20 protein-coding genes and 2 tRNA genes are annotated in these 24,046 nt (G+C 70.5%); 8 read left to right on the plus strand and 14 right to left on the minus strand.

The genetic code is table 11. From position 1 onward, the window contains the following. Nucleotides 1–255: 255 nt before the first annotated feature. Nucleotides 256–507, plus strand: a complete 252-nt coding sequence (locus FIC82_RS02100; RefSeq protein WP_168731410.1) for a cell division protein CrgA — start codon at nt 256–258, stop codon at nt 505–507. A gap of 142 nt (nt 508–649) precedes the next feature. On the opposite strand, the gene FIC82_RS02105 is transcribed toward FIC82_RS02100, so the two are convergent. Both FIC82_RS02105 and FIC82_RS02110 read right to left on the minus strand, forming a co-directional pair. After that, nucleotides 650–1,567, minus strand: coding sequence for a rhomboid family intramembrane serine protease (locus FIC82_RS02105; RefSeq protein ID WP_168732170.1), 918 nt, complete (start codon nt 1,565–1,567; stop codon nt 650–652). 2 nt (nt 1,568–1,569) lie between these two features. Beyond that, entirely contained in the window at nt 1,570–2,109 is a 540-nt protein-coding gene (locus FIC82_RS02110) for a peptidylprolyl isomerase (RefSeq protein WP_154797379.1), read from the minus strand. Between the two features lie 142 nt (nt 2,110–2,251). Between FIC82_RS02110 and FIC82_RS02115 the strand changes: the two genes are divergently transcribed. Further along, complete coding sequence (locus FIC82_RS02115) at nt 2,252–3,385, plus strand: hypothetical protein (RefSeq protein WP_154797380.1); 1,134 nt, start codon at nt 2,252–2,254, stop codon at nt 3,383–3,385. A gap of 154 nt (nt 3,386–3,539) precedes the next feature. On the opposite strand, the gene FIC82_RS02120 is transcribed toward FIC82_RS02115, so the two are convergent. Then, nucleotides 3,540–4,820 (minus strand): ATP-binding protein, encoded by a 1,281-nt coding sequence (locus FIC82_RS02120; RefSeq protein WP_216609960.1) that lies wholly within the window; start codon nt 4,818–4,820, stop codon nt 3,540–3,542. 204 nt (nt 4,821–5,024) lie between these two features. Here FIC82_RS02120 and FIC82_RS02125 point away from each other — a divergent pair, with 204 nt between their 5' ends. Next, nucleotides 5,025–6,008 (plus strand): HNH endonuclease, encoded by a 984-nt coding sequence (locus FIC82_RS02125; RefSeq protein ID WP_154797382.1) that lies wholly within the window; start codon nt 5,025–5,027, stop codon nt 6,006–6,008. Between the two features lie 113 nt (nt 6,009–6,121). Here the strand turns inward: FIC82_RS02125 and FIC82_RS02130 are convergent. The 6 genes from FIC82_RS02130 to gyrB form a co-directional block, all read right to left on the minus strand. Continuing rightward, nucleotides 6,122–6,197, minus strand: a tRNA-Ala gene (locus tag FIC82_RS02130). Between the two features lie 39 nt (nt 6,198–6,236). Beyond that, a complete protein-coding gene (locus tag FIC82_RS20740; protein WP_216609961.1) occupies nt 6,237–6,356 on the minus strand; it encodes a DLW-39 family protein in 120 nt (39 codons plus the stop codon). A 28-nt stretch (nt 6,357–6,384) separates the two neighbouring features. After that, nucleotides 6,385–6,458 (minus strand) — tRNA-Ile (locus FIC82_RS02135). Between the two features lie 127 nt (nt 6,459–6,585). Continuing rightward, nucleotides 6,586–7,548: a DUF3566 domain-containing protein gene (locus FIC82_RS20745; RefSeq protein WP_253691347.1), complete on the minus strand. Its 963-nt coding sequence runs from the start codon at nt 7,546–7,548 to the stop codon at nt 6,586–6,588. After that, on the minus strand, nt 7,545–10,184 hold the full coding sequence (gene gyrA, locus FIC82_RS02145; protein ID WP_253691705.1) for a DNA gyrase subunit A: 2,640 nt from the start codon (nt 10,182–10,184) through the stop codon (nt 7,545–7,547). Before gyrA ends, FIC82_RS20745 begins: the two co-directional genes overlap by 4 nt. 174 nt (nt 10,185–10,358) lie before the next feature. Next, nucleotides 10,359–12,422, minus strand: coding sequence for a DNA topoisomerase (ATP-hydrolyzing) subunit B (gene gyrB / locus FIC82_RS02150; RefSeq protein WP_253691713.1), 2,064 nt, complete (start codon nt 12,420–12,422; stop codon nt 10,359–10,361). A 565-nt stretch (nt 12,423–12,987) separates the two neighbouring features. On the opposite strand from gyrB, the gene FIC82_RS02155 reads away from it, so the two are divergent. Continuing rightward, nucleotides 12,988–14,535, plus strand: a complete 1,548-nt coding sequence (locus FIC82_RS02155; RefSeq protein ID WP_154797383.1) for a hypothetical protein — start codon at nt 12,988–12,990, stop codon at nt 14,533–14,535. Nucleotides 14,536–14,685: 150 nt separating this feature from the next. Here the strand turns inward: FIC82_RS02155 and FIC82_RS02160 are convergent, their stop codons facing one another. The 5 genes from FIC82_RS02160 to dnaA form a co-directional block, all read right to left on the minus strand. Further along, the gene (locus tag FIC82_RS02160; protein WP_154797384.1) at nt 14,686–15,303 is read right to left on the minus strand and encodes a DciA family protein; all 618 of its coding nucleotides are present in this window, start codon (nt 15,301–15,303) and stop codon (nt 14,686–14,688) included. A 127-nt stretch (nt 15,304–15,430) separates the two neighbouring features. Then, complete coding sequence (recF, locus tag FIC82_RS02165; RefSeq protein ID WP_154797385.1) at nt 15,431–16,735, minus strand: DNA replication/repair protein RecF; 1,305 nt, start codon at nt 16,733–16,735, stop codon at nt 15,431–15,433. A gap of 35 nt (nt 16,736–16,770) precedes the next feature. Next, nucleotides 16,771–17,676, minus strand: coding sequence for a phosphogluconate dehydrogenase (NAD(+)-dependent, decarboxylating) (gene gnd, locus FIC82_RS02170; protein WP_154797386.1), 906 nt, complete (start codon nt 17,674–17,676; stop codon nt 16,771–16,773). A 51-nt stretch (nt 17,677–17,727) separates the two neighbouring features. Next, nucleotides 17,728–18,858 carry a DNA polymerase III subunit beta gene (dnaN, locus tag FIC82_RS02175; RefSeq protein WP_154797387.1) on the minus strand — a complete coding sequence of 377 codons (1,131 nt, stop codon included), beginning with the start codon at nt 18,856–18,858 and terminating at the stop codon, nt 17,728–17,730. Nucleotides 18,859–20,050: 1,192 nt separating this feature from the next. Further along, nucleotides 20,051–21,469: a chromosomal replication initiator protein DnaA gene (dnaA, locus tag FIC82_RS02180; RefSeq protein WP_168731413.1), complete on the minus strand. Its 1,419-nt coding sequence runs from the start codon at nt 21,467–21,469 to the stop codon at nt 20,051–20,053. Between the two features lie 542 nt (nt 21,470–22,011). On the opposite strand from dnaA, the gene rpmH reads away from it, so the two are divergent. The 4 genes from rpmH to yidC are packed head-to-tail and all read left to right on the plus strand — an operon-like array spanning nt 22,012 to nt 24,010. Further along, entirely contained in the window at nt 22,012–22,149 is a 138-nt protein-coding gene (gene rpmH / locus FIC82_RS02185) for a 50S ribosomal protein L34 (RefSeq protein WP_034225701.1), read from the plus strand. A gap of 6 nt (nt 22,150–22,155) precedes the next feature. Then, on the plus strand, nt 22,156–22,524 hold the full coding sequence (gene rnpA / locus FIC82_RS02190) for a ribonuclease P protein component (protein ID WP_168731414.1): 369 nt from the start codon (nt 22,156–22,158) through the stop codon (nt 22,522–22,524). Continuing rightward, nucleotides 22,521–22,859 carry a membrane protein insertion efficiency factor YidD gene (yidD, locus tag FIC82_RS21315; RefSeq protein ID WP_154797389.1) on the plus strand — a complete coding sequence of 113 codons (339 nt, stop codon included), beginning with the start codon at nt 22,521–22,523 and terminating at the stop codon, nt 22,857–22,859. The genes rnpA and yidD overlap by 4 nt, the downstream gene beginning before the upstream one ends. A 59-nt stretch (nt 22,860–22,918) precedes the next feature. Continuing rightward, nucleotides 22,919–24,010: a membrane protein insertase YidC gene (gene yidC / locus FIC82_RS02200; RefSeq protein WP_154797390.1), complete on the plus strand. Its 1,092-nt coding sequence runs from the start codon at nt 22,919–22,921 to the stop codon at nt 24,008–24,010. Nucleotides 24,011–24,046 lie beyond the last annotated feature (36 nt).

The following is a 24,046-nucleotide window of genomic DNA, read 5'->3' on the forward strand; positions in this document are numbered from 1 at the left end:
CTGTCGTGGATCCGGCACCCCGGTCGGGGCGTTGCCCGCGCGCGATGTCCGTGCCTATTGTGTGCGCCCACTACGCTAGTCGACGAACGTCGTCCACGATCGTGACGGACCTGTGCTCCGACGGAGCCCCGCAACGCGTCGACGACCTTCGCCCGAGCCATGCACGGTTCCTGCACGACGACGGCAGGCGTCCGCTCCCGCGGTGCGTCCCGACGCCGTCGGCAGCGGACCCCACCAGGACAGGAGCCCACCCTCGTGCCCGAGTCGAAGTCGCGCAAGAAGCCGAAGCCGCAGCGCCCGCCGAGCGTGCCCAAGCCGGAGTCGGGCAACCCGCGCTGGCTCGTGCCCACGATGCTCGGGCTCATGCTCCTGGGGCTCGCGTGGATCGTGCTGTTCTACCTCAGCGGGCCCAAGCAGCTCCCGATCCCGCCGCTCGGCGCGTGGAACCTCGCCGTCGGGTTCGCCTTCATCATCGCGGGCTTCGCGCTCACCACGCGCTGGAAGTAGCCCGCACGACGTCGGTTCCCCCCGGGGTGCGCGCCGCACCGGAGCGTCGCGCGCCCCGACCGGGCGAAAGACACCCGTGTAGTTCGTTCCACACCTGTGAACAAGCCTGTGGAAAACTCGTCGGGTGACACCCGACGAGGTGTCACCCGACGAGGTGGCCGAACTGGTCGGCGGAGGCGTACGTCAGCCACGCGGCGACGACGAGCGCCACCACGACGACGACCGTCGCTCCCACGGACACGAGGGCGCGGCGCTCCTTCGGCGCGTACGCGTACGCGGCCCCCAGGGCGAGCCCGACCACGAGGCCGCCGAGGTGGGCCTGCCAGGCGATCCCGGGGAAGAAGAGGCCGATCGCGAAGTTGATGCCGATGAGCACGACGATCTGCATCGCGTTGCGGCCCGTGCGACGCAGGACGAGCAGGATCGCGCCGAACAGCCCGAACACCGCGCCCGAGGCGCCGACGACCGGGGTGAGCCACGCGTCCGACGTCGGGCCGCCCGCGAGCACGAGGTAGCCGACCGACCCGCCGAGCGCCGAGAGCAGGTACAGGGCGGTAAAGCGCCAGCGCCCGAGCATCTGCTCGAGGAACGGGCCCGTGATCCACAGGGCGTACATGTTGAACAGGATGTGGACAGGGCTCGTCGAGTGCAGGAACGCCGCCGTGAGGAACCGGTAGGGCTGCAGCTCGCCGATCCAGGGCGCGAACGCGAGCATGCTCGTCCACGTACCCCCGGTGACGAGCTGGAGGATCCAGCTCACGACGCACAGGCCGATGATCGTGAACGTCACGACCGGCGGGCCGCCGCGGACCTTCCCGCCGAGCACCGTGCGCTGGGTCGGCGCCTGCCGCGCCGCGTCCCGCACGCAGTCGACGCACTGCACGCCCACCGCGGCGGGACGCTGGCACTCCGGGCACGCCGGACGCCCGCAGCGCTGGCACCGCACGTACGACACCCGGTCCGGGTGCCGCGGGCACACGGGCGGGACGGCGGGACCGTCGTGCGGTCCGGCCGTCCCGTACGCCGGCGGGCCGGGCGGCCCGGGAGGTGTCGTCGAGATGGTCAGTCCTCGATCGTGACGGACGTGATGACGATGTCCTCCTGCGGACGGTCGCCCGGGCGCGTCGGCGTGGTGTTGATCGCGTCGACGACCGCGCGGGACGCGTCGTCCGCGACCTCGCCGAAGATCGTGTGCTTGCCGTTGAGCCACGGCGTGGGCACGGTCGAGACGAAGAACTGCGACCCGTTGGTGCCCTCGGCCTCGCCCGTGACCGGGTTGCGGCGCAGGCCCGCGTTCGCCATCGCCAGGAGGTACGGGCGGTCGAACTGCAGCTCGGGGTGGATCTCGTCGTTGAACGTGTAGCCGGGACCGCCCGTGCCGGTGCCCAGCGGGCAGCCGCCCTGGATCATGAAGTCCTGGATCACGCGGTGGAAGATCAGGCCGTCGTAGAACGGCTCGGTGCGCTCCGCGCCGGTGCGAGGGTCGGACCACGTCGTGGTGCCCTGCGCGAGCCCGACGAAGTTCGCCACCGTCTTCGGGGCGTGGTTCGGCAGGAGCTCGATCCGGATGTCACCTGCGGTCGTGTGGAGGGTTGCGAACATGGGCACCATCCTCCCACGAGACCCGCGCGCGACCCGTCGGGCGCGACGTCTCGCGGGCGAGGCACGGTGGTGGCAGAGTGGGCGGAAACGCCCATCGCATCCGCCCTTTCGTCCCGTCGGACGACGACCCCGGGGAGCACGCATGACCCGTTCTCGCTCAGCGAGCGACTCCGTCAAGGACACGCTCGAGTCGATCGACACCGAGAAGCTCAAGGACCAGGCCGCGCAGGCCGCCGCGACCGCGCAGAATGCCGCCAACCAGCTCGCGGACCAGGCCAAGGACGCGGCCACGCAGGCCAAGGAGTGGGGGACTCCCAAGGTCGAGGCGTTCCTCGAGTGGCTCCAACCGCGCGTCGAGAAGGCCTGGCAGGACAGCATCCAGGCCGCGGCGCCGCGCGTCGAGAAGGCCGCCGGCAAGGCGGCGCCCGCCATCGACACCGCGCACGACAAGCTCGTCGAGGAGGTGCTGCCCAAGATCGTCGCGAGCTTCAACGCCGCCGCTGCCAGCGCCGCCGACGCGGCGCAGCGTGCGGCGGACAGCGCTGCGGAGGCGACCGCCGCAGCCTCGGCGGCGACCGCGGAGGCGACGGGCAAGAAGGCCCGCAAGCTCGCCAAGGACGCGAAGAAGGCCGCCGCGGAGGCGGCGAAGCAGGCCCAGAAGTCCGCGGGCAAGGCCGGCAAGAAGGCCGCGAAGCACGCGGACAAGGCAGCCGAGAAGGCCGCCGCCAAGCTCGCTGCGGCAGCCGACAAGGCAGCGGCGAAGGCGGCCGAGGCCGACGCCTCGAAGGGCAAGGGCCGCACGCTCTGGTGGATCGCGGGCGGCGTCACCGCGGCCGGCGTCGGCTACGTCCTCTACCGTCGTGCCCAGCCCACGACCGACCCCTGGGCCGAGCCCTGGGAGCAGGAGGAGCAGCAGGTCCACTTCGACGACGTCGTCGGTGACGCCCGGCACGCCGTCGGCGACGCCGCCGAGTCGCTCGGCGAGGCTGCCGGCGTCGCGGTCGCGAAGGGCCGCGAGGCGACCGACAAGCTCGCCGAGCGCGCCGCCGAGGTCCGCGACGACGTCAGCGACCGGGTGACGGACGCCGTCTCCGACGCCAAGGACGCGGCCAAGAAGGCCACCAGCCGCGCCCGCAGCACCACCCGCAGCGCGGCGTCGTCCGCGAAGGACGCCGCCGCGGACGCGAAGGACGACCTCGGCGACGCCGGCAAGAAGGCCCGCGAGGCGGCCGAGGACGCGGCAGAGGACGCCGCCAAGAAGGCCGACGACGTCTGAGTCGTCCACCTCACCACCGGGCAGCACAGCCCGTCCCCGAAGGGCCCGCACTGTCGGTGCGGGCCCGTCGGCGTACGGCGCTCCGACGGGGCAGTTCCGCCATGTCGCACCGGAGGAGCGACCTACGTCGGCATCGACTGGATGACGATGGCTGCTAGACGGACTCCTCGGTCAGGTCCGGGTGCTCCCAGAGTGCTGCGATGGGAAGCGCCCAGATCCTGTCACCGAAGGGCAGTGCCCGAGTCCCGGTGTGCAGCACGACGCCGGCGACGAACCTGTCGCCTACCCGGTCTCGCAAGACCTCGAGTCCCCGCGCGTGCTTCCCGGTCACGGACACCGTTGCCTTGACCTCGATCCCGACGACCTGGCGGCGTCGGTTCTCCAGGACGACGTCGACCTCGTTGCCGTCGCGGTCGCGATAGTGGTTGAGCGAGAAGTCGATGGCTGACCACCCACGCTGCTTGGCAAGTTCGGAGACGACGAGCCCCTCGACAAGTCCACCCGTGGCCGTGCTGGAGATGTCGCGTTCGAGACCGTCGACGTCGGCCCCGCAGAGAAACGCTGCGAGGCCGGTGTCCGCAAGGATGACCTTGGGTCGGGACACTGCCCGAGCGGTGAGGTTGTTTCCCCATGCGGGCACCTGCGACACCAGGAACACGTCGCGCAGCGCCTTGACGTATGCGGGTACGGAGCGCACAGGGACGTCAAGCAACCGGGAGATCTGCGCGGCCGCGAACTCGGTCGCGTTCTGTGCTGCGAGCACCCGGAGCAGCGGGCCAAGACGGTCCGGGAACTGAACCCCCGAGATGTCGGTCGTGTCCTTGCCGAGCACCCGGTCGACGTAGTTGCCGAGCCACTGGTCACGGCGCCGTTCGGAGGCGTCATAGACCTCCGGAAAGGAGCTCCGTGTCGCGAGCTCGAGGTAGTCACGGCGGGTCCACTCGGGGAGGTCTGCGAGACTGCGCGTCTGCGGAAGCGACCAGAGGTAGCGAGCGAAGTCTTCCGCGCGGCCGACGATCTCGCCGCGACTCAGCCCGTGCAGTGCGATGGTCTCCGCTCGGCCTGCGAGACTCTCCTGCGAACCTCGCAGGGTGAGCAGGTCCGCCGAGCCTGTGATCAGAAACCGACCCGGCCTTCGATCGGTCTCGAGCGAGTTCTTCAGCGCCAACAGGAGCTCGGGGACACGCTGGATCTCGTCGATCGCCAGGATGCCTTGGGGGAACTGGCTCGCGAACCCGTCCGGATCACGCTCGGCTGCCGCGCGATCGACCGCGGAGTCGAGGTTCACGATCCGCGCCTCACGATCAGCGACGAGCTGCCGCATGAGGGTGCTCTTACCGACCTGTCGAGCTCCCGAGATCACCGTGATCGGCGCATGAGCGAGCGTCTCCTCCGCGAGGGGGCGGAGGTTGCGCCGGACGAGTTCAGCGGCCACATGCCGAGCGTAGCAATGGGGCTGCCGATTCGCGATCATGTCTTCGCCGATCTGCGACCGTTTGACCGCCGATCCGCCGAACCCGGGGCCGCGTACGTCCGACGAGTACCCGAACGCGCTGATCCACGCCCACCTCCCGGTGGGGAACCCGCGACCACCACCCTTCGCTTGCTGTGAGCGGTCCAGGTGCGGAAAGCTCTGGCCATGGCCACCAGGGAGCCCCGCCGGGCGTGGTTGCTGATGGCTGCGGGCGACGACCGAGGCTACGGCGGCAACGAGGGCTACGACGACGAATACGGCGCCTACTACTCATGGGACAGCAAGGTCGTCAACCACAAGAACCTCACGGTCGGTGACCCGGTAGCGCTGTGGGACAAGCGGCGGCTGCTCGGAGTGTCCGTCATCGAGGAGATCGAGCGGTCCACGGGCCACAAGCTGCAGAACCGGTGTCCCGTCTGCCGGACGACGGCAATCAAGCCCCGCAAGACCAAGTTGCCCCGGTTCCGCTGCGACGACTGCAAGGCCGAGTTCGACACACCGCGGTCCGAGGTGGTCGAGGTCGAGATCTACCGGGCTCGGTACGACGCCGCGTGGACGGACCTCGATGGTCTCCTGGACGACCGGGAGATCCGCGGGGTTCAAGCGAACAAGGGAGAGTTCAACGCGATGCGGCGGTTGGACTGGGCCGCGTTCAGCGACGTCCTGGAGCGCAAGCATGCCGACCGCGCCCTCAGGCGGGTGGTCGGACGACTCCCAGACGTGGCATGGGGTCCGACGCTCGACATCGCGGTCGACGTGCCTCAGGGCTTCCGGGAGTCTCTCGTCCGCGTCCGCCGCGGCCAGCGAGAGTTCCGAGAGGCACTGCTCACGGCCCAGGGCCACAGGTGCGCGTTCACGGGGGCGGCGCCCGCACGAGTCCTTGAAGCCGGTCACCTCTACAGCTACGCCAGGATCGGCGAGCACCGCGCACACGGCGGCCTGATGCTCCGTCGCGACATTCATCGACTCTTCGACGACGGTCTGCTCGCCGTCGACCCCGAGCACGGTCGGGTCGACGTCGCCGAGGATCTCGAGTCCTGTCCACAGTACGCGCGCCTGCACCAGCAGCCGTTGACGCTCCACCTCCGCGACGAACAGGTGGACTGGCTCACCCAGCATTGGACCGAGCATCGCACCGTCGCTGATTGATCCCCCGCCCGTCGGTCAGCGAGGGGCGATGACGGCCTTCGCGACACTCGCGCTGGCGACGAGGAGAGGTCGTCGACCTCGAGCACGGTCGACGATGAGAACACGGTCATCGATGGTGGAGCCAGGGGGACTCGAACCCCCAACCCCCTGCTTGCAAAGCAGGTGCGCTACCAATTGCGCCATGGCCCCGGGTGACGCGGCCAGGGGCCGGTCAGGTGTGGTGAGTGCTCACTCGAACGTGTCGGTGACCTCTGCCCAGAGGTCGCGCTCGGCGTTGTCCTCCGTGTACTTGCGCCACAGGAGGTACCCGGCGCCGGCGGCGAGGAGCAGGACCAGAATCTTCTTCATGACGTTCCCCCTCGAGTGGGTTCGGCAGTGGGCCTAAGAGGACTTGAACCTCTGACCTCTTCCTTATCAGGGAAGCGCTCTAACCGTCTGAGCTATAGGCCCGTACGCGCCTCGCCGGGCAGGCCCCTGGGGGCCGCTCCGCTCGCAGGCAGCGCTTGAGATTACCCCACCGGGAGCCGCAGACCCAAACTGAGAGGTCCGTGGCCCCCGATCCGGGGCTCATGAGTCGTCAGTCGTCCGTGAGCGTGAGGTGCACGCCGCCCACGAGCGCCGCGACGATGTTGTACAGGAACGCCATGATCGTCGAGAGCGCGGTGATGATGACCACGTTCACCACACCGAGCAGCGTCGCGATCGAGATCACGCGCCCGAACGCCACGTACTGCTGGATGTCGACGTCCGTCTCCGTGCCGACGACCTGCGTGAAGAGCTCCTCGATCTTGAAGAACACCTGCATGCCGTCCAGGACGTACCAGACGACCGCCGTCGCGACGACCGTCATGATGCCGATCGCGACCGCCAGGAGGAACCCGAGCTTCATCGCGGACCAGGGGTCGATGCGCGACACCGCGAGCCGGACGCGGCGCGGGCCGCCCTCTCCGCGGACCGCGGGGGTCGCCCCGGTCGCGGTCCCGACGGCGGGCGTGGCGCCCGTCAGCGGGGTCGCCGAGCCGGTCACCCCGGCCGCGGAGTAGTGCATCGAGGTCGCCGTCGGGGCCTGGGCCGTGTGGCCGGCAGCCGAGGCGGCCGGAGCCGCCGCCGTGGTCGTGGGCACGCGCCTCACCGTCTCGTCGTCGATCTCGTCGTGGGCGGGCTCGGTGCCCGTCTCCGCAGGGGCGGCCGGGACCGCGGCGGACACCTTCTTCGCGGCGGTCTTCGCCGCGGCGATCGCGGCGGCGGCGGCCTTCACGGCGCCCGCCCGGGCGACCGCGACCCGGCTCTCGCCGGAGGCACGCTCCATGCCGTCGTCGTCCACGCCCTGGCTCGGGGGAGGCGGCGGGGGAGGCGGCGGGACCGCACCGGACGCCGCCCCGTTCGAGGAGCCGTTCTGCGTCCCGTTCGAGGAGCCGTTCGCCTCGCCGTGCTTGCTCGTCGACGTCGCGCTCTCCGAGCGTGCGGTCGCGCCCGTGTCCGGGCGCGGCACGGTCAGTCGCGGCGTGATCGTCGGCGGTGCGTTGTTCTCGCTGCTCATCTGGTTTCCTCGGTGGTTCCGGGGGCCGGCTCGGTCCCGCTCGCCCCGTCGGACGAGGCGGCCGGGTCGGTGGTCGGTGCACTGCTCGTGTCGGTGACGCCAGGGGCCGTGCCGGTCCCGTCCTCGCCCTCCACGGTATCCCGATCCTCTCCGAGGCGACGCTCGACGTTCCGCGCGACCGCGATGATGCGGTCGCCCTTGTCGGGCTTCGCGAACGTCACCCCCTGCGTGTTGCGGCCCGTGAGGTTCACCTCGGCGACCGCGGACCGCACGATCTTCCCGCGTTCCATGATCACCAGCACCTCGTCGTCGGCCTCTGTGACCAGAGCCCCCACGAGATCTCCACGAGCCTCCACCAGGTTCGCGACCTTGATCCCCAGTCCGCCGCGCCCCTGGACCCGGTACTCGTCGACGCGCGTGCGCTTCGCGAACCCGCCCTCGGTCACGACGAAGAGGTCGGATCCCTCCTCGACCACGTCGGCCGAGAGCAGCTCGTCGCCGTCGCGGAACTTCATGCCCGTCACGCCCGACGTCGCGCGGCCCAGCGGTCGCATCGTGTCGTCGCTCGCCGGGAACCGGATCGACTGCCCCTTGCGCGACACGAGGATGAGGTCGTCGTCGGCGTCCACGAGGAGCGCCGCGACGAGCTCGTCGGGCGTGCCCGACTCGTCCTCGCGCAGGTTGATCGCGATGAGGCCTCCCGAGCGCGGGGAGTCGTACTCCGACAGCCGCGTCTTCTTGACGAGACCGCGGCGCGTCGCCAGCACCAGGTACTCCGCCGCGGCGTAGTCGCGCAGGTCGAGCACCTGCGCGATCTTCTCGCCGGGCTGGAACGCGAGCAGGTTCGCGACGTGCTGACCCTTCGCGTCGCGGCCGCCCTCGGGCAGCTCGTACGCCTTGGCGCGGTAGACCCGCCCGAGGTTCGTGAAGAACAGCAGCCAGTGGTGCGTCGTCGTCACGAAGAAGTGGTCGACGATGTCGTCCTCGCGCAGCTGCGCGCCGCGCACACCCTTGCCGCCGCGCTTCTGGGCGCGGTAGTTGTCCGACCGCGTGCGCTTCACGTAGCCGCCGCGCGTGATGGTGACGACCATCTCCTCCTCGGCGATGAGGTCCTCGATCGAGACCTCGCCGTCGAACGGCAGGATCGTCGTGCGTCGCTCGTCCCCGTAGCGTCCGACGAGCTCCGCGAGCTCCTCGCCCACGATGGCGCGCTGCCGCTCCGGCTTGGCGAGGATGTCCTCGTAGTCGAGGATCCGACGCTCGAGCTCGTCGTGCTCGTCCGTGATCTTCTGCCGCTCCAGCGCGGCCAGACGCCGCAGCTGGAGGTTGAGGATCGCCGTCGCCTGGACCTCGTCCACGTCGAGCAGCGCCATGAGCCCCGAGCGTGCCTCCTCGACGTCGGGCGACCGGCGGATGAGCGCGATGACCTCGTCCAGCGCGTCGAGCGCCTTGAGGTAGCCACGCAGGATGTGGATCTGCTTCTGCGCCTCGCGCAGCAGGTACTGCGTGCGGCGCACGACGACGTCGAGCTGGTGCGTCGTCCAGTGCCGGACGAACGCGTCGAGGCTCAGCGTGCGGGGGACGCCGTCGACGAGCGCGAGCATGTTGGCGCCGAACGTGTCCTGGAGCTGCGTGTGCTTGTAGAGGTTGTTGAGCACGACCTTCGCCACCGCGTCGCGCTTGAGCACGATCACGAGGCGCTGGCCCGTGCGGCCCGACGTCTCGTCACGGATGTCCGCGATGCCCTGCATGCGGCCGTCCTTGACGAGGTCCGCGATCTTGGCCGCCAGGTTGTCCGGGTTGACCTGGTAGGGCAGCTCCGTGACGACCAGGCACACGCGGCCCTGGATCTCCTCGACGTTGACGACCGCGCGCATCGTGATCGAGCCACGACCCGTCCGGTACGCCTCCTCGATGCCCTTGTGGCCGAGGATCGTCGCGCCCGTCGGGAAGTCCGGGCCCTTGATGCGCAGCAGCAGGGCCGCGAGGAGCTCCTCGCGGCTCGCGTCGGGGTTGTCGAGGTGCCACTGCACGCCCTCGGCGACCTCGCGCAGGTTGTGCGGCGGGATGTTCGTCGCCATGCCGACGGCGATGCCCGCCGAGCCGTTGACCAGCAGGTTCGGGAACCGCGCGGGCAGCACGGCCGGCTCCTGCGTGCGGCCGTCGTAGTTGTCCTGGAAGTCGACCGTGTCCTTGTCGATGTCCCGGACCATCTCCATGGCCAGGGGCGCCATGCGGCACTCCGTGTACCGCGGGGCGGCCGCCGGGTCGTTGCCGGGCGAGCCGAAGTTGCCCTGGCCCGCGACGAGCGGGTAGCGCAACGACCAGTCCTGCACGAGGCGCACGAGCGCGTCGTAGATCGCGCTGTCGCCGTGCGGGTGGAACTTGCCCATGACGTCGCCGACGACGCGCGAGCACTTCGAGTACGAACGGTCGGGCCGGTAGCCGCCGTCGTACATCGCGTACAGCACGCGGCGGTGCACGGGCTTGAGCCCGTCACGGACGTCGGGCAGCGCGCGCCCGACGATGACGCTCATCGCGTAGTCGAGGTACGACCGCTGCATCTCGAGCTGCAGGTCCACCTGCTCGATGCGCCCGTGGTGCACCGCGACCGCCGTCCCGTCCGCGTGCGCGATCTCGTCGGCCCCGTCGCCGGGAGCCGTCGGCTCGATCTCGGGGTTCTGGTCGTCGGTCACGGTCTACCTCGTTCGTTCGTTCCTGCGTGCTCGCTGCGCTCGTCGTCTGCCGCGGTCCGCGCCGCCGGGGCACGTTCGCGGGCCGGTCGCCCGCGCGGGGCGGACGCCGGCCGGTCAGATGTCAAGGAACCGCACGTCCTTCGCGTTGCGCTGGATGAAGCTGCGGCGAGACTCGACGTCCTCGCCCATGAGGACGGAGAAGATCTCGTCCGCGGCGGCGGCGTCGTCCAGGGTGACCTGGTTCAGGGTGCGGTGCTCGGGGTCCATGGTCGTGTCCCACAGCTCCGAGTAGTCCATCTCGCCCAGACCCTTGTAGCGCTGGATCCCGTTCTCCTTGGGGATCCGCTTGCCGGCGGCCTGCCCGGACGTGAGGAACGCGTCGCGCTCCTTGTCCGAGTAGACGTAGTCGTGCGGGGCGTTGGACCACTTGAGCCGGTACAGCGGCGGCTGCGCGAGGTAGACGTGCCCGTTCTCGATGAGGGGGCGCATGTACCGGAAGAGCAGCGTGAGCAGGAGCGTCGCGATGTGCTGGCCGTCGACGTCGGCGTCGGCCATGAGGACGATCTTGTGGTACCGGAGCTTCGCGAGGTCGAAGTCCTCGCCGATGCCCGTGCCGAACGCCGTGATGATCGACTGGACCTCCTGGTTGGACAGGGCCCGGTCGAGGCGCGCGCGTTCGACGTTGAGGATCTTGCCGCGGATCGGGAGGATCGCCTGCGTCTGCGGGTTGCGACCGCGGACGGCGGAGCCGCCGGCGGAGTCACCCTCCACGATGAAGATCTCGCACTCCTCGGCGCGGTTCGACTGGCAGTCCCGCAGCTTGCCGGGCATGCCCCCGGACTCCAGCAGGCCCTTGCGGCGCGTCGCCTCGCGCGCCTTGCGCGCGGCGAGGCGGGCCTGCGACGCCTGGATCGCCTTGCGCAGGACGTCGCGCGCCTCGTTCGGGTGCGAGTCGAACCAGTCGTTGAGACGCTCGTTGACAACGCGCTGGACGAACGTCTTCGCCTCGGTGTTGCCGAGCTTCGTCTTCGTCTGCCCCTCGAACTGCGGCTCGCCCAGCTTGACGGAGATGACCGCCGTCAGGCCCTCGCGGATGTCGTCGCCCGTGAGGTTGTCGTCCTTCTCCTTGAGGATGCCCTTGTCGCGCGCGTAGCGGTTGACCAGCGAGGTCATCGCCGCGCGGAAGCCCTCCTCGTGCGTGCCGCCCTCGGTCGTGGAGATCGTGTTGGCGAACGTGTGGACGGACTCCGAGTAGGCGCTCGTCCACTGCATCGCGATCTCGACGGAGATGCGCCTCTCGGTGTCCTCCGACTCGATGTCGATGACGTCGGGGTGGACGAGCTCGACCTTCTTGGCGCCGTTGAGGTGCTTCACGTAGTCGATGAGGCCGCCGTCGTACTTGTAGCTCACCGTGCGCGCAGCGGACGAGGCGTCCGACGACGTCTCGTCTCCGCTCGCGGGCGTGCCGTCCTCGGCCTCGCCCGTGACCTCGTCCCCGGTGTCGAGGTGCGCAGGGCGCTCGTCGGTCAGCGTGATCCGCAGGCCCTTGTTGAGGAACGCGTACTGCTGGAACCGCGCGCGCAGGGTCTCGAAGTCGTACTCGGTGGTCTCGAAGATGGTCGGGTCGGCCCAGAACGTCTGCGTCGTGCCTGTCGCCTGCGTCGCCTCGCCGCGGTGCAGCTCGCCCACGGGCTTGCCGCCGTCGGCGAACTCCTGGCGCCAGGCGTAGCCGTCACGCTGGACCTCGGTGACCACGCGGGACGAGAGCGCGTTGACGACCGAGATGCCGACACCGTGCAGACCGCCCGAGACGGCGTACCCGCCACCGCCGAACTTACCGCCCGCGTGCAGGATCGTCATGACGACCTCGACCGTGGGACGGCCCTCGGTCGGGTGGATCGCGACGGGGATGCCGCGCCCGTTGTCGACGACGCGCACGCCCCCGTCAGCGAGGAGCGTCACGTCGATCGTGTCCGCGTGGCCGGCGAGAGCCTCGTCCACAGAGTTATCCACAACCTCGTACACAAGGTGGTGGAGGCCTCGCTCACCCGTCGAGCCGATGTACATGCCCGGACGCTTGCGGACCGCCTCGAGGCCCTCGAGGACGGTGATGTTGCTCGCGTCGTAGCCGCCACCCGCCGCGGGTGCCGCCTCCGCGGACGCCGTCGGGTCGGAGATGGCGGTGTCGGTGTGGTCTGCCACGGGCAGTACTGCTCCTCGTCGTCGTGCACGCAGCACCCGCGTTCGTGCGAAGGCGGTCGCCGCTGCTCAAGGGTTCCGGGCCCGCACCACGACCGGCCTCGGCCGCCTCCGCGACGACGGACGGTCGGCCGTGGACGGCTGGCCGCGCCTTCTCGGAAGGGCTGCGCGCACGGGTGGTGAACAGACCCGGAATGACCTCCCCAGTCTACCCGCCACGAGCCGAATTCCGCGGATTGTGGCCCCCCTGGGGACGACGTCCTCGGCTTTCACGACTCGATCCGCGCGCCGCCGTCGAGACTCCTCCACAAGGTTGTCCACAGGCGTTGTCCACCGGTCGGGGAGCTGCCTCGGCGCGGGCGTCGCAGCCGTCCGCGCGGGACTCGCCGCACGCATCGTGGGAACGCTCCCTTCAGGACAAGTCGGGAATCGGTATTTCACGTGGAAAGTGGTCTAATACCACACACAATCATGATTCGCGCGTCGTCCCGCGCAGGAGTGATCGGCGTGCGGGCGGCCTCACCCCCGAAGGGACCCTCACCTCGTGAAGAGACTCCTCGCGAGCGTCGCGACGACAGCGCTCGCACTCGGTGGCCTGCTCGTGGCCACCGCGGCACCCGCCTCCGCCCACAGCGGCGGACCCGTCGCCGACTGCCAGAGCCTGAAGGTCGATCTCTGGGCCTACGCGCCCGGGAACGGCCTGACCGTCGTCGTCGACGGCACGACGCTCGAGCCCCGCAGCTTCGACGGGCACTTCAAGAAGACCTACGAGCTGGACCCGACCCAGGACCACACCTGGAGCGTCGCCGTCGACGCCTCGGACAACAGCCGGTACGACAAGTCCTGGAAGGGCTCCACGACCGCCTGCGAGGCTCCCGAGGAGGAGAGCCCAGTCCAGGTCGGCGTCTACGTCTACCCCAAGCTCGACGCCGGACGGCCCGCAGCCTGGGAGAACTCCGGACCTCAGAAGATCGTCGCGAGCGACGAGGTCGCGCTGCCCGAGAAGCCGTGGGACAAGACCTGGCTCGTGGCGCCCCTCGACCTGGAGGCCGTGCGCGAGGTCGCGAAGACGATCGAGCCCGACGTGACCACCGAGGACCTGTGCACCGCGTGGGGCGTCCAGCAGGATCTCGTCGACCTTCCCGGCGGGCTCGACGACCTCCCGACGGACATCCGCTACTCGCCGGACGGCAAGCACCTCGGCGACTTCCCCGCCGGCACGCTCATCGCCTGGGACCACCAGGACCTGGCGAACCTGTTCCCCGAGGGCGCGTGCGACACGCCTGAGCCGGTCGACGAGCCCGTCGTCGCCCCCGCGACGCCGGTCGTCCCGACCGCGGTCGAGGTGTGCGGTGCTGAGCTCACCGAGCGGAACCTCCCGGCGGAGTCGGCGCAGTTCCGGTACACGGCGACGGCCGAGGGGGTCGTTGCCGAGCCCAAGGACGCCTCCGTCGAGTTCTCCACCGAGACGGCGGGGCTCGGCTACGTCGTCGCCGAGGACGGTCGCAGCGCGTTGTTCCCGATCGCGGACCTGCTGCCGTCGGAGGAGGCGTGCGCGCTCGTCCCGGGCACGATCGAGGCGGTCTGCCAGGGCGACGTCCCCTACCTCGGCTACGCGGTCGCGCTGCCCGAGGGCGTGACGGTCGACGAGGAGAACCCGCTGACGATCACGTTCCTGCACCCGACCGGTGGCGAGGACTACGTCGTGAGCGACCAGGCCCTCAGCGGCACGCTCCTGTGGCCCGGCGCCTCCGCGGAGGAGCCGAAGCAGTGGCCCGGGTTCGTCCGCAACGAGGACGGCTCGTACACCGAGACCGAGGGCAACTACGCGTGGACGCGTGACGGCGTCCAGGTGCTCTTCGAGGTGAACCCGTCGTACTCGACGGTCGTCTCCTACCCGCCCGCGACCAGCGCCTGCGCGAACCCGCCCGTCGCGCCCGTCGCGGCCGAGGACGTCCCCGCGCCGGGGCAGGCGAGCGGCCCCGCGCTCGCCACCACCGGCGCGACGGTCGCGGGCGCCGCGGCGTTCGCCGCCCTGCTCGTCGGCGGCGGTGCCCTGGTGTTCTGGCTCCGCCGTCGCGTGCAGTCCTGACCCCATGACGTGGTGACCTGCGCCTCGGTCACCACCCGCGAGGCCCGCCGTGCCCCGGTCACGGCGGGCCTCGCCGTCCCCTGCGCCCGCGTCCTGGTGGCGAGTCCTGGTGGTGCGCTCAGGACGTCCGGAGGACGCGCCGTCGGGCTCTCAGCCCCAGGTGTCGCGCGGACCGGGCCCCCGGACCGACTTCTTGCCGCGCCGGAAGCTCGGACCCGCCGGTCCGAGGACCGTGACGGTCTCCACGACGCCCTCGCCGACCTCGCGCGAGAGCCGTTCGAGGAGCTGCGGCGCGAGGAGCCTCACCTGCGTCGCCCACGCCGTCGAGTCGGCCCGGACGACGAGCACCTTGTCCTCGAACGTCTCCGGCTCGCAGTGGTCGGCGACCTGGTCGCCGACCACCTCGCGCCAGCGTCCGACGACGCCCCCCACCGACACGTCCGCGACCCAGTCCCGCTCGCGCAGCAGGTGCGCGACGACGTCGCCCAGGAGCTGCGGGTCGCGCCCGCCCGGGCGCGCGCCCGACGTCGGCGGGTCGGCCAGGATCCGGCGTCGAGGCTCCTGACCCGGTCGCAGGCCCTTGGCACGCGCCGCCGCCTTCGCGCGGTTGAGCGCCTGCCGCGCCACCTCCGCCGGCGGCGTCAGCTCGACGACGTCGCCCACCGGCACCCCCGTCGCCCGCGGCTCCGCGCCCGCCCCGTCCCCGACGACCGAGCTCGAGGACGAGGTCGGGTGATCGGGGTCGCCCTCGCCGAGGTGAGAGGACATCGCGGGGGGAGGAGACGATGCCGGGTCGTGGCGGGCCTGGCGGGAGCCCGCGAGGGACGAGCGGGCGGATGGTAGACCCGGCGTCGTCTCCTCCCCCCGCTCCCAGCGTGACCCCGGGACGCCACCCTCAGTCCTCGACACGGCTGACCGTCCCCTCCTGCACGACGAACCGCGCCCCGTCCAGGAGGGCGGGGACGTCGTCGGGCACGGCCGCCGTGATGATGACCTGGCCCGCGTCGGCGACGAGCTCGGCCAGTCGCTCGCGGCGCCGGACGTCGAGCTCGGCGAACACGTCGTCGAGCACGAGGATCGGCTCGCCGTCGGGTCCCCACTGGTCCGCCCACAGGAGGGAGTCGAGGCCTTCCGGTGCGCCGTCCTTGAGGAGTCGGTAGGACGCGAGGCGCAGCGCGAGGGCGAACGACCACGACTCGCCGTGGCTCGCGTAGCCCTTCGCGGGGAGCCCGCCGAGGGTGAGGACGACGTCGTCGCGGTGCGGCCCGACGAGGTTCACCCCGCGCTCGATCTCCCTCGCCCGTACCGTCCGCATGGCATCCAGCATGCGCTTCTCGAGCGTCGGCGCGTCGGGGAGGCCCGACGGCGGCCCGTCGCCGTCGGGGTGCACCTCGCCCGGGGCGGGCTCCACGTCTGCGACCCCGTCCTGGTCCAGCGCCTCGTCGACCGAGGAGCGGTAGGCGATCCGCGCGTCGCCCTGCCCCGCGCTGACCTGCGCGTACGCCTCCGCGACGTACGGGGTGAGGGCAGCCACGAGCTGCAGTCTGAGCGCCGTGATCTCGGCGCCCAGGCTCGCGAGCCGCGCGTCCCAGACCTCGAGCGTGGCGAGGGGTGAGCTCTCGGACGCGTCGTCGTCGGTCGGGGGCTCCGCGGCCACGGGACGTCGGGCTCCCCGGCCGCGACCGCGGAGGGCCGTCGCGGACTTGAGGAGCGCACCGCGCTGCCGCAGCACGCGCTCGTAGTCCGCGAGGAGCGCGGCGACCCGCGGCACGAGGAGGACCGCGAGCTGGTCGAGGAAGCGTCGGCGGCCGTCCGGGTCGCCCTTGACGAGCGCGAGGTCCTCGGGAGCGAAGAGGACGGTGCGCACGATGCCGAGCACGTCTCGCGGTCGCTTCGCGGGGGACCGGTTGATGCGTGCGCGGTTCGCCCGACCCGTGGCGATCTCGAGCTCGACCGTGCTCGCCCGGTCACCCCGGACGACGCGCGTGCGCACGACCGCCCGCTCGGCGCCCGCGCGGACGAGCGCGGCGTCCCCGGCGACGCGGTGGCTCGCGAGCGTCGCCACGTACCCGATCGCCTCGACGAGGTTCGTCTTGCCCTGCCCGTTCTGCCCGACGAGCGCGTTCACGCCCGGCACGAGCTCGAGGTCGACCGCCGCGTAGGACCGGAAGTCGACGAGGGACAGGTGGGAGACGTACATCGCGGGAGGACGTGCCGGAGCGAGGCGACCGACCGTCAGGCCGGGTCGGCGGCCTTCACGGCGTGCCCGCCGAACTGCTGGCGCAGGGCCGCGACGGCCTTGAGCGCCGGGGACTGCTCCTGCCGCGAGGCGAAGCGGGCGAACAGCGCGGCGGAGATGACGGGAAGCGGGACGGCGTTGTCGATGGCCTCGTCCACGGTCCACCGGCCCTCGCCCGAGTCGTCGACCCAGTCGTCGATCGCGGCGAGCTGCGGGTCCTCCTCGAGCGCCTTGACGAACAGGTCGAGGAGCCAGGACCGCACGACCGTGCCGCGCGTCCACGCCTTCATCGTGCCGTGCACGTCCGTGACGAGCCCGCTCTTCGCGGCCAGGAGCTCGTAGCCCTCGGCGTACGCCTGCATGAGGCCGTACTCGATGCCGTTGTGGACCATCTTCGCGAAGTGGCCCGCGCCGACCTCGCCCGCGTGGACGAAGCCTTCCTCGCGGGGCCCCTCCGGGCGCAGCGCGTCGAACACCGGCATGGCGGCCTCGACGTGGACCGCGTCCCCGCCGACCATGAGGCCGTAGCCGTTCTCCAGGCCCCAGACGCCGCCGGAGACGCCGACGTCGAGGTAGCCCACGCCCTTCTCGCTCAGCTCGGCGGCGCGCGCCTGGTCCTCGGCGTAGTACGAGTTGCCGCCCTCGATGACGAAGTCGCCCGTGCCGAGCAGACCGCCGAGCTCGGTGACGACGCCCCGCGTCGGCTCGCCCGCGGGGACCATGACCCACACGATGCGCGGACCGTCGTCGGGCAGGGCCGCGACGAGGTCGGCCAGGGTGGCGACGTCCGACACCTCGGGGCGGGGGTCGTACCCGACGACCTCGATGCCGGCCGCGCGGATACGCGCCCGCATGTTGTTGCCCATCTTGCCGAGACCGACGAGTCCGATGCGCGTGACCATGCGAGTCCTCCGGGTGGGTGGTGCGGTGGGAGCCGTCCGGCTCCGGCGGGATCAGCCGGCGAAGCGGATCGGCACGAGCAGGTAGCGGTAGTGCGAGGAGTCCTCGCCGTCCAACGAGTCCTGCCCGGTGAACTCCACGGGCTTGTTGGGGTGCGTGAAGCTCAGGCGGACGAAGTCCGTGCCGAGCGCGCCGAGTCCGTCGAGGAGGAACTGCGGGTTGAACGCCACCGAGATGTCCTCACCCACGAGCACGGCCTCGAGCGCCTCGGACGCCTGCGCGTCGTCACCCTGGCCGGCGTCGAGGACGACCTGCCCGTCCGTGAAGGACAGCCGGATCGGGGTGTTGCGCTCCGCGACGAGCGACACGCGCTTGGCCGCGTCGATGAGCGGGGCCGTGGGGACGACCGCGTGGATCGGGGTCTCGTCCGGGAACAGGCGGCGCACGGCGGGGTAGTCGCCGTCGACGAGCTGTGACGTCGTGTGGCGGCCGCCTGCCTCGAACCCGATGAGGTCCACCCCGGCGCCGGTGTTCAGGCCGACGTTGACGAGGCCCGAGCCGCCGAGGGACTTCGCCACGTCGTTGAGCGTGCGGGCCCGGACGAGCGCGACCGCCGAGTAGCTGGGCGTGACCGGGGTCCAGGTGAGCTCACGGAGCGCGAGGCGGTAGCGGTCCGTGGCGAGGAGGGTGATCTTCTCGCCCTCGATCTCGACCCGGACGCCGGTGAGCAGCGGGAGCGTGTCGTCGCGGCTCGCGGCGACGGTGACCTGGGCCACCGCGTTCGTGAGCTCGTCACCGGACACCGTGCCGGAGAGCTCGGGCATCGCAGGGAGCGCGGGGTACTCGTCCACCGGCATGGTGAGGAGCGTGAAGCGGCTGGCGCCGCACGTGACCGTCACCTTGCTGCCCTCGAGGACGACGTCCACGGGCTTGGCGGGGAGCGCGCGGGAGATCTCGGCGAGCAGGCGGCCGGAGACGAGGACCGTGCCGGGCTCGCTCACCTCGGCGGGGATCTCGGAACGTGCGGACACCTCGTAGTCGAAGCTCGACAGGCCGATCGTCCCGGACGCGTCCGCCTCGAGCCGGACACCGGCGAGCACGGGCGCCGGCGGGCGGGTCGGCAGGGTCCGCGCCGTCCAGGTCACCGCGTCGGCCAGGACATCACGCTCAACCCGGAACTTCATCCCACACCCTCTCGTCCCAACGTCCAGATCGGACCCGATCCTCACACGTGCCGTCCTTCGGCGCCCGATGCTCGGGCTCGTCGTCGGGCCGGGCGTCCGTGCGTCCGGTGCAGCGATCCCGGGCGAGGGACGTGACGAGCTCGGGTCGCAGGTCCGTGCACACGTGTCGTGCAGAACCCTACGCGAGGACACGGGCGGGAGGAACTGGAACGACGTGCTCGTGGACGATCCTGCGCGTGCGTCGTCGCCCGGCTGGCGTGGGCGGTTCCCACCCCGGGCGAAGAGATCGGGTGGTGGCGTCGAGGTGCCCGGGGGACGAGGCTGGGTGTCGGGTCCCGGCGTCGTGGTCGGTCGCTCGGTCGAAGCCTGATGAAGGCGTGTGAATTCCCCCTCTGAGAACACCTTCATCGTCGTAGTAGGGGTTGTGGATCTCGTGGAAAACGCCTGTCTTCCCAGGTCACGCGGCAGAAATGGTTGTGGACGGACCGGTGGCCTCGCTGTGGGAAAGTCGCACACCCTGTGGGTCGCCGTTCTGTCCCCACACGCTGTCCACCGAAGTGGTGGGACTCGTCCACACGGATCGGGCCGTCGTCCACAGTTGTCCACAGGTCCGTGCACAACGAGGGCTTGTGCAGGCCTTCCACAAACTGTGCACGGAGCTCCGTTTCCACAGCGTGTTCGGGACAAACTGGCGAGCGGACGCGGTTCCGGGCCGTCCCGGACGACCTGTGGTCATGGAGCGATCCCGAGATCACGCGGATGTCACAACCCACAGGATCTCTGTGGATGACTGTGGACAACTCCGCCCACACGTTGTGTACGAGTGGGCGTCGCGCGGTCCATCTCACCGAGCGCGGGGGACGGAGGGCTGCTGTCCACAGGCTGGTGCACGCCGGTGCACATCTCTGTGGACGGACGGGGACCTGCCCGTGCAGGACGGGAGGCCCGACCGCAACCCGTCCGAGGAAGCACGGCGAACGCCTCGGGGCGGGTGGGTCAGCAGGAGAGGAGGCCCGTGAGAAGGGGGCGTGCGGAGGTGAGCAGGGTCTCACCCGTCCGGTTCTCGATGCTCGGTACCGACGGTCGGGGAGCGGGCTGCAGCGCGCGCTCCTCCGCAGGCTGTGCGGTCCGCCCGCGGACGCCTCGTCCGGGCAGCGCCGGAACGCGTGGGGGTGGTACGCGGCGTGGTGCGTCAGCCGCGATGCTGCTGCTTGATCCGGCTGGTCAGCTCGGTGACCTGGTTGTAGGTCGAGCGTCGCTCTGCCATCTGCTCCGTGATCTTGCGGTTCGCATGCATCACCGTCGTGTGGTCGCGACCACCGAACTGCTGGCCGATCTTGGGCAACGAGAGGTCGGTGAGCTCCCGGCACAGGTACATGGCGATCTGTCGTGCGGTGACGAGGACCCGTGATCGCGAGCTCCCGCAGAGGTCGTCGATGGTGAGGCCGAAGTACGCGGCCGTCTGGGCGATGATCGCCGCCGGGGTGATCTCGGCGCTGTCCTCGTCCGTGATGAGGTCCTTGAGCACGATCTCGGCGAGAGGAAGGTCGACCTGCTGCCGGTTCAGGTTCGCGAAGGCCGTCACACGGATCAGCGCGCCCTCGAGCTCGCGGATGTTCGTCGAGATACGGGAGCCGATGTAGGAGAGCACGTCGTCCGGGGCGGCGAGCCGCTCGCTCGACGCCTTCTTACGGAGGATCGCGATGCGCGTCTCGAGGTCCGGTGGCTGGACGTCGGTGATGAGGCCCCACTCGAAGCGCGACCGGAGCCGGTCCTCGAAGCCGTTGAGCTGCTTGGGCGGCAGGTCGGACGTGATGACGACCTGCTTGTTGGCGTTGTGCAGGGCGTTGAAGGTGTGGAAGAACTCCTCCATCGTCTGTTCCTTCCCTTGGAGGAACTGGATGTCGTCGATGAGCAGGACGTCGACGTCGCGGTAGCGGCGCTGGAAGGCGCCGGCCTTGCCCTCCCCGATGGAGTTGATGAAGTCGTTCGTGAACTCCTCCGAGTTCACGTACCGCACCCGGACGTTCGGGTACAGGTTGTGCGCGTAGTGGCCGATCGCGTGCAGCAGGTGCGTCTTGCCCAGGCCGGAGTCCCCGTAGATGAATAGCGGGTTGTACGCCTTGGCCGGCGCCTCGGCGACCGCGACGGCGGCGGCGTGCGCGAACCTGTTCGAGGACCCGATGACGAACGTCTCGAAGACGTACTTGGGGTTGAGCCGGCTCGGCTCCGCCTGCGGGCGGGGCGGAGGCGGCGGGGGAAGGTCGGGGAGCCCGTCGTCGGGCTCGATGTAGGGACGCTCGACGGCCGGCCGGGACGCGGGAGCGATCACCGGGTCCGAGCTCAGCTCCGGGTCCACCGTGATACCGAAGCGCACGTCGCGACCGAGGCACGAGGACATCGCCGTGACGAGCTCGTCCCGCACGCGTGTCTCGAGGTAGGTGCGGGTCTGCTCGTGCGGCACCGCGATGAAGACGGTGTCGTCGAGGATCGCGAGCGGCTTCGCGAGCCGGATGAACGCGATCTGCCGGGGCGTGATGTCCGGGCTCGCTTCGAGGATGCTCAGGGTCTGCACCCAGACGTCGGCGATGTTCTCGTCCGGGTTGGCCACGGGCAGTTCCTCACGGGTCGAGGGTGTGCGTCGGGCACGGAGCCTGCCGTCGAGCGCGCGCTGACGGGCCGGGCGGGGTGCGCTCGACGAAAGAGGTCACGGGTGTGGTGATGCTGAGGTCGATCGTGCCATGGGAACCCCTCGTCCACATAGTTGTCCACAGGCTGTGGGTTGTAGGGTGGGCCCTCTCGTCTCCCGATCAGGACGGGCCGGCATCGCGACGCCGCGGAGCCTGCGATGCGGCGAACGTCACCCGTCGTGGTTTGACCCGGAGGGGACCGACAGCGTACCGTCAGACAGCCGTTCCAGGTGTTCTTGGCGCGCCCGCGTAGAGGAGACTCGACACGAGGCCACGCGTCGTGAGCAGCCCGCAGGATCCGTTGTCCCCAGCAATGGCCCACTCGATCCGCGTGCCTGGACGGCGACCGCGCGGGCGACCGCGCGGCGAACGACCCGAACCACCGACAGGCTCCAACCGGGACCTGTCACTGCATCGTCGAGGACATAGACGGTGTACCTCCCCGACGTTCTTGGAGTACCTCGTGAGCAAGCGGACCTTCCAGCCGAACAACCGGCGCCGGGCGAAGACCCACGGCTTCCGGCTGCGCATGCGTACCCGCGCCGGCCGCGCCATCCTGGCTGCCCGCCGTCGCAAGGGCCGCACCGAGCTCTCTGCCTGATCCCACGTGCTCCCCGCGGCGCACCGATTGCGCCGTTCCGTCGATTTCGAGCGGGCGGTGCGCCGCGGCGTGCGTGCTGGAAGGTCGACCGTGGTCGTGCACCTCTCGGAGGATCCCGAGGGTGACGCACGACCACAGGTCGGCTTTGTCGTCTCCAAGGCAGTGGGGAACGCGGTGCACCGCAACCTCGTGAAGCGTCGCCTGCGGGCCGCGACAGCCGCGCGCCTCGATGCGCTGCCCGCTCACGGCCGCGCGGTGGTCCGCGCCCTGCCCGCCTCCGCCACGGCGTCCTTCGACGCCCTGAGCGTCGACCTCGACCGCGGGCTGGAACGCGCCGCGCGGCGCCTTCACGAGAGAGCGGGCGTGGGTCGATGACGACCGTCCGCGCGATCGACGAACCTCGTACGAGCACCGGCGCGAGCACGGAGGGCCAGGCGCCCCCTGGCGTGCTCCGTCGCGTTGCCGCCGTCCTGCGGCGCGTCCCGGCGCTCACGCTCATCGGCATGATCAGGGCCTACCAGTCGGTGATCTCGCCGATGACGGGCCCCACGTGCAAGTACTACCCGTCCTGCTCCCAGTACGCCCTCACGGCGGTGCGTCGTCATGGCGCCCTGCGCGGAACGGGCCTCGCCCTCTGGCGGCTGCTGCGCTGCAACCCCTGGAGCCTCGGTGGGGTCGACGACGTTCCGCCGGCACGACACACGCACTAGTCCGTAGCCCGGGTCCGGGCGATTCATACGCTTGTCCGAAGTTGAGGGAGCAGTCACCGATGGACTTCTTCGCGTTCCTCGCCCCGATCGAGTGGGTCGTGGCGTGGATCATGTACCTGTGTCACCAGGGTCTGGTGTTCCTCGGGTTCTCCGACGGTCCTGGGCCCGCGTGGGTCCTGTCGATCGTCGGTCTCGTCATCATCATCCGCATCCTGCTGATCCCGCTGTTCTTCAAGCAGATCAAGGCCTCGCGCGGCATGCAGATGCTGCAGCCCGAGATGCAGGCGATCCAGAAGAAGTACAAGGGGAAGACGGACCCTGCGTCCCGCGAGGCCATGAGCCGCGAGACGATGGATCTGTACCGCAAGCACGGCACCAACCCCTTCGCCTCGTGCATGCCGATCCTGCTGCAGTCGCCGATCTTCTTCGCACTCTTCCGCGTCCTGAACGGGCTCGTGCCCATCTCGACCGGCAAGGACGACCCGATCGGTCCCATCGACGCCTCTGTCGCCGGTGACATCGAGAGCTCGTCGGTCTTCGGAGCGCAGCTCTCGGACATCTTCCTGCGGACCGACGACCTCCAGACCAAGATCGTCATCGGCGTGCTCATCCTCGCGATGTGCGCGACGACGTTCTTCACGCAGCGTCAGCTGACCATGAAGAACATGCCCAAGGCCGCGCTCGAAGGCCCCATGGCCTCGACGCAGAAGATGATGCTGTACGTCTTCCCGTTCATCTTCGCCGTCTCAGGTGTCAACTTCCCCGTGGGTGTGCTGGTCTACTGGACGACGACGAACCTCTGGTCGATGGGGCAGCAGTTCTACACGATCCGGCGTATGCCGGCCCCGGGCTCCGAGGCGGAGCGACTCCTCAAGGAGCGTCAGGCGCGCAAGCGTGCCTCGAAGGGCGTCGTCGAGGACACCACACCCGTGATCGAGCAGCCTCGCGGCCAGCGGCAGCAGCCGAAGCGCAAGGACCGCCAGAAGGGTGCCCCGCGACCTGCTGAGACCTCCCCTGCGGCAGCCTCTGAGGACGCACCGGTGCAGGACGCGCCCGTGAGCGAGGCCGACTCCAGGACGAGCGACGGTGCGAAGGACTCGTCGTCCACCGCCGCGCCCAAGCCCGCGCCCAAGAAGAAGAAGCAGAAGTAGACCCGCGCCCGAGCGCGCCCCTGCCGTGAGGAGCAC

Source organism: Cellulosimicrobium protaetiae (genome assembly GCF_009708005.2).
Classification (GTDB): Bacteria; Actinomycetota; Actinomycetes; order Actinomycetales; family Cellulomonadaceae; genus Cellulosimicrobium; species Cellulosimicrobium protaetiae.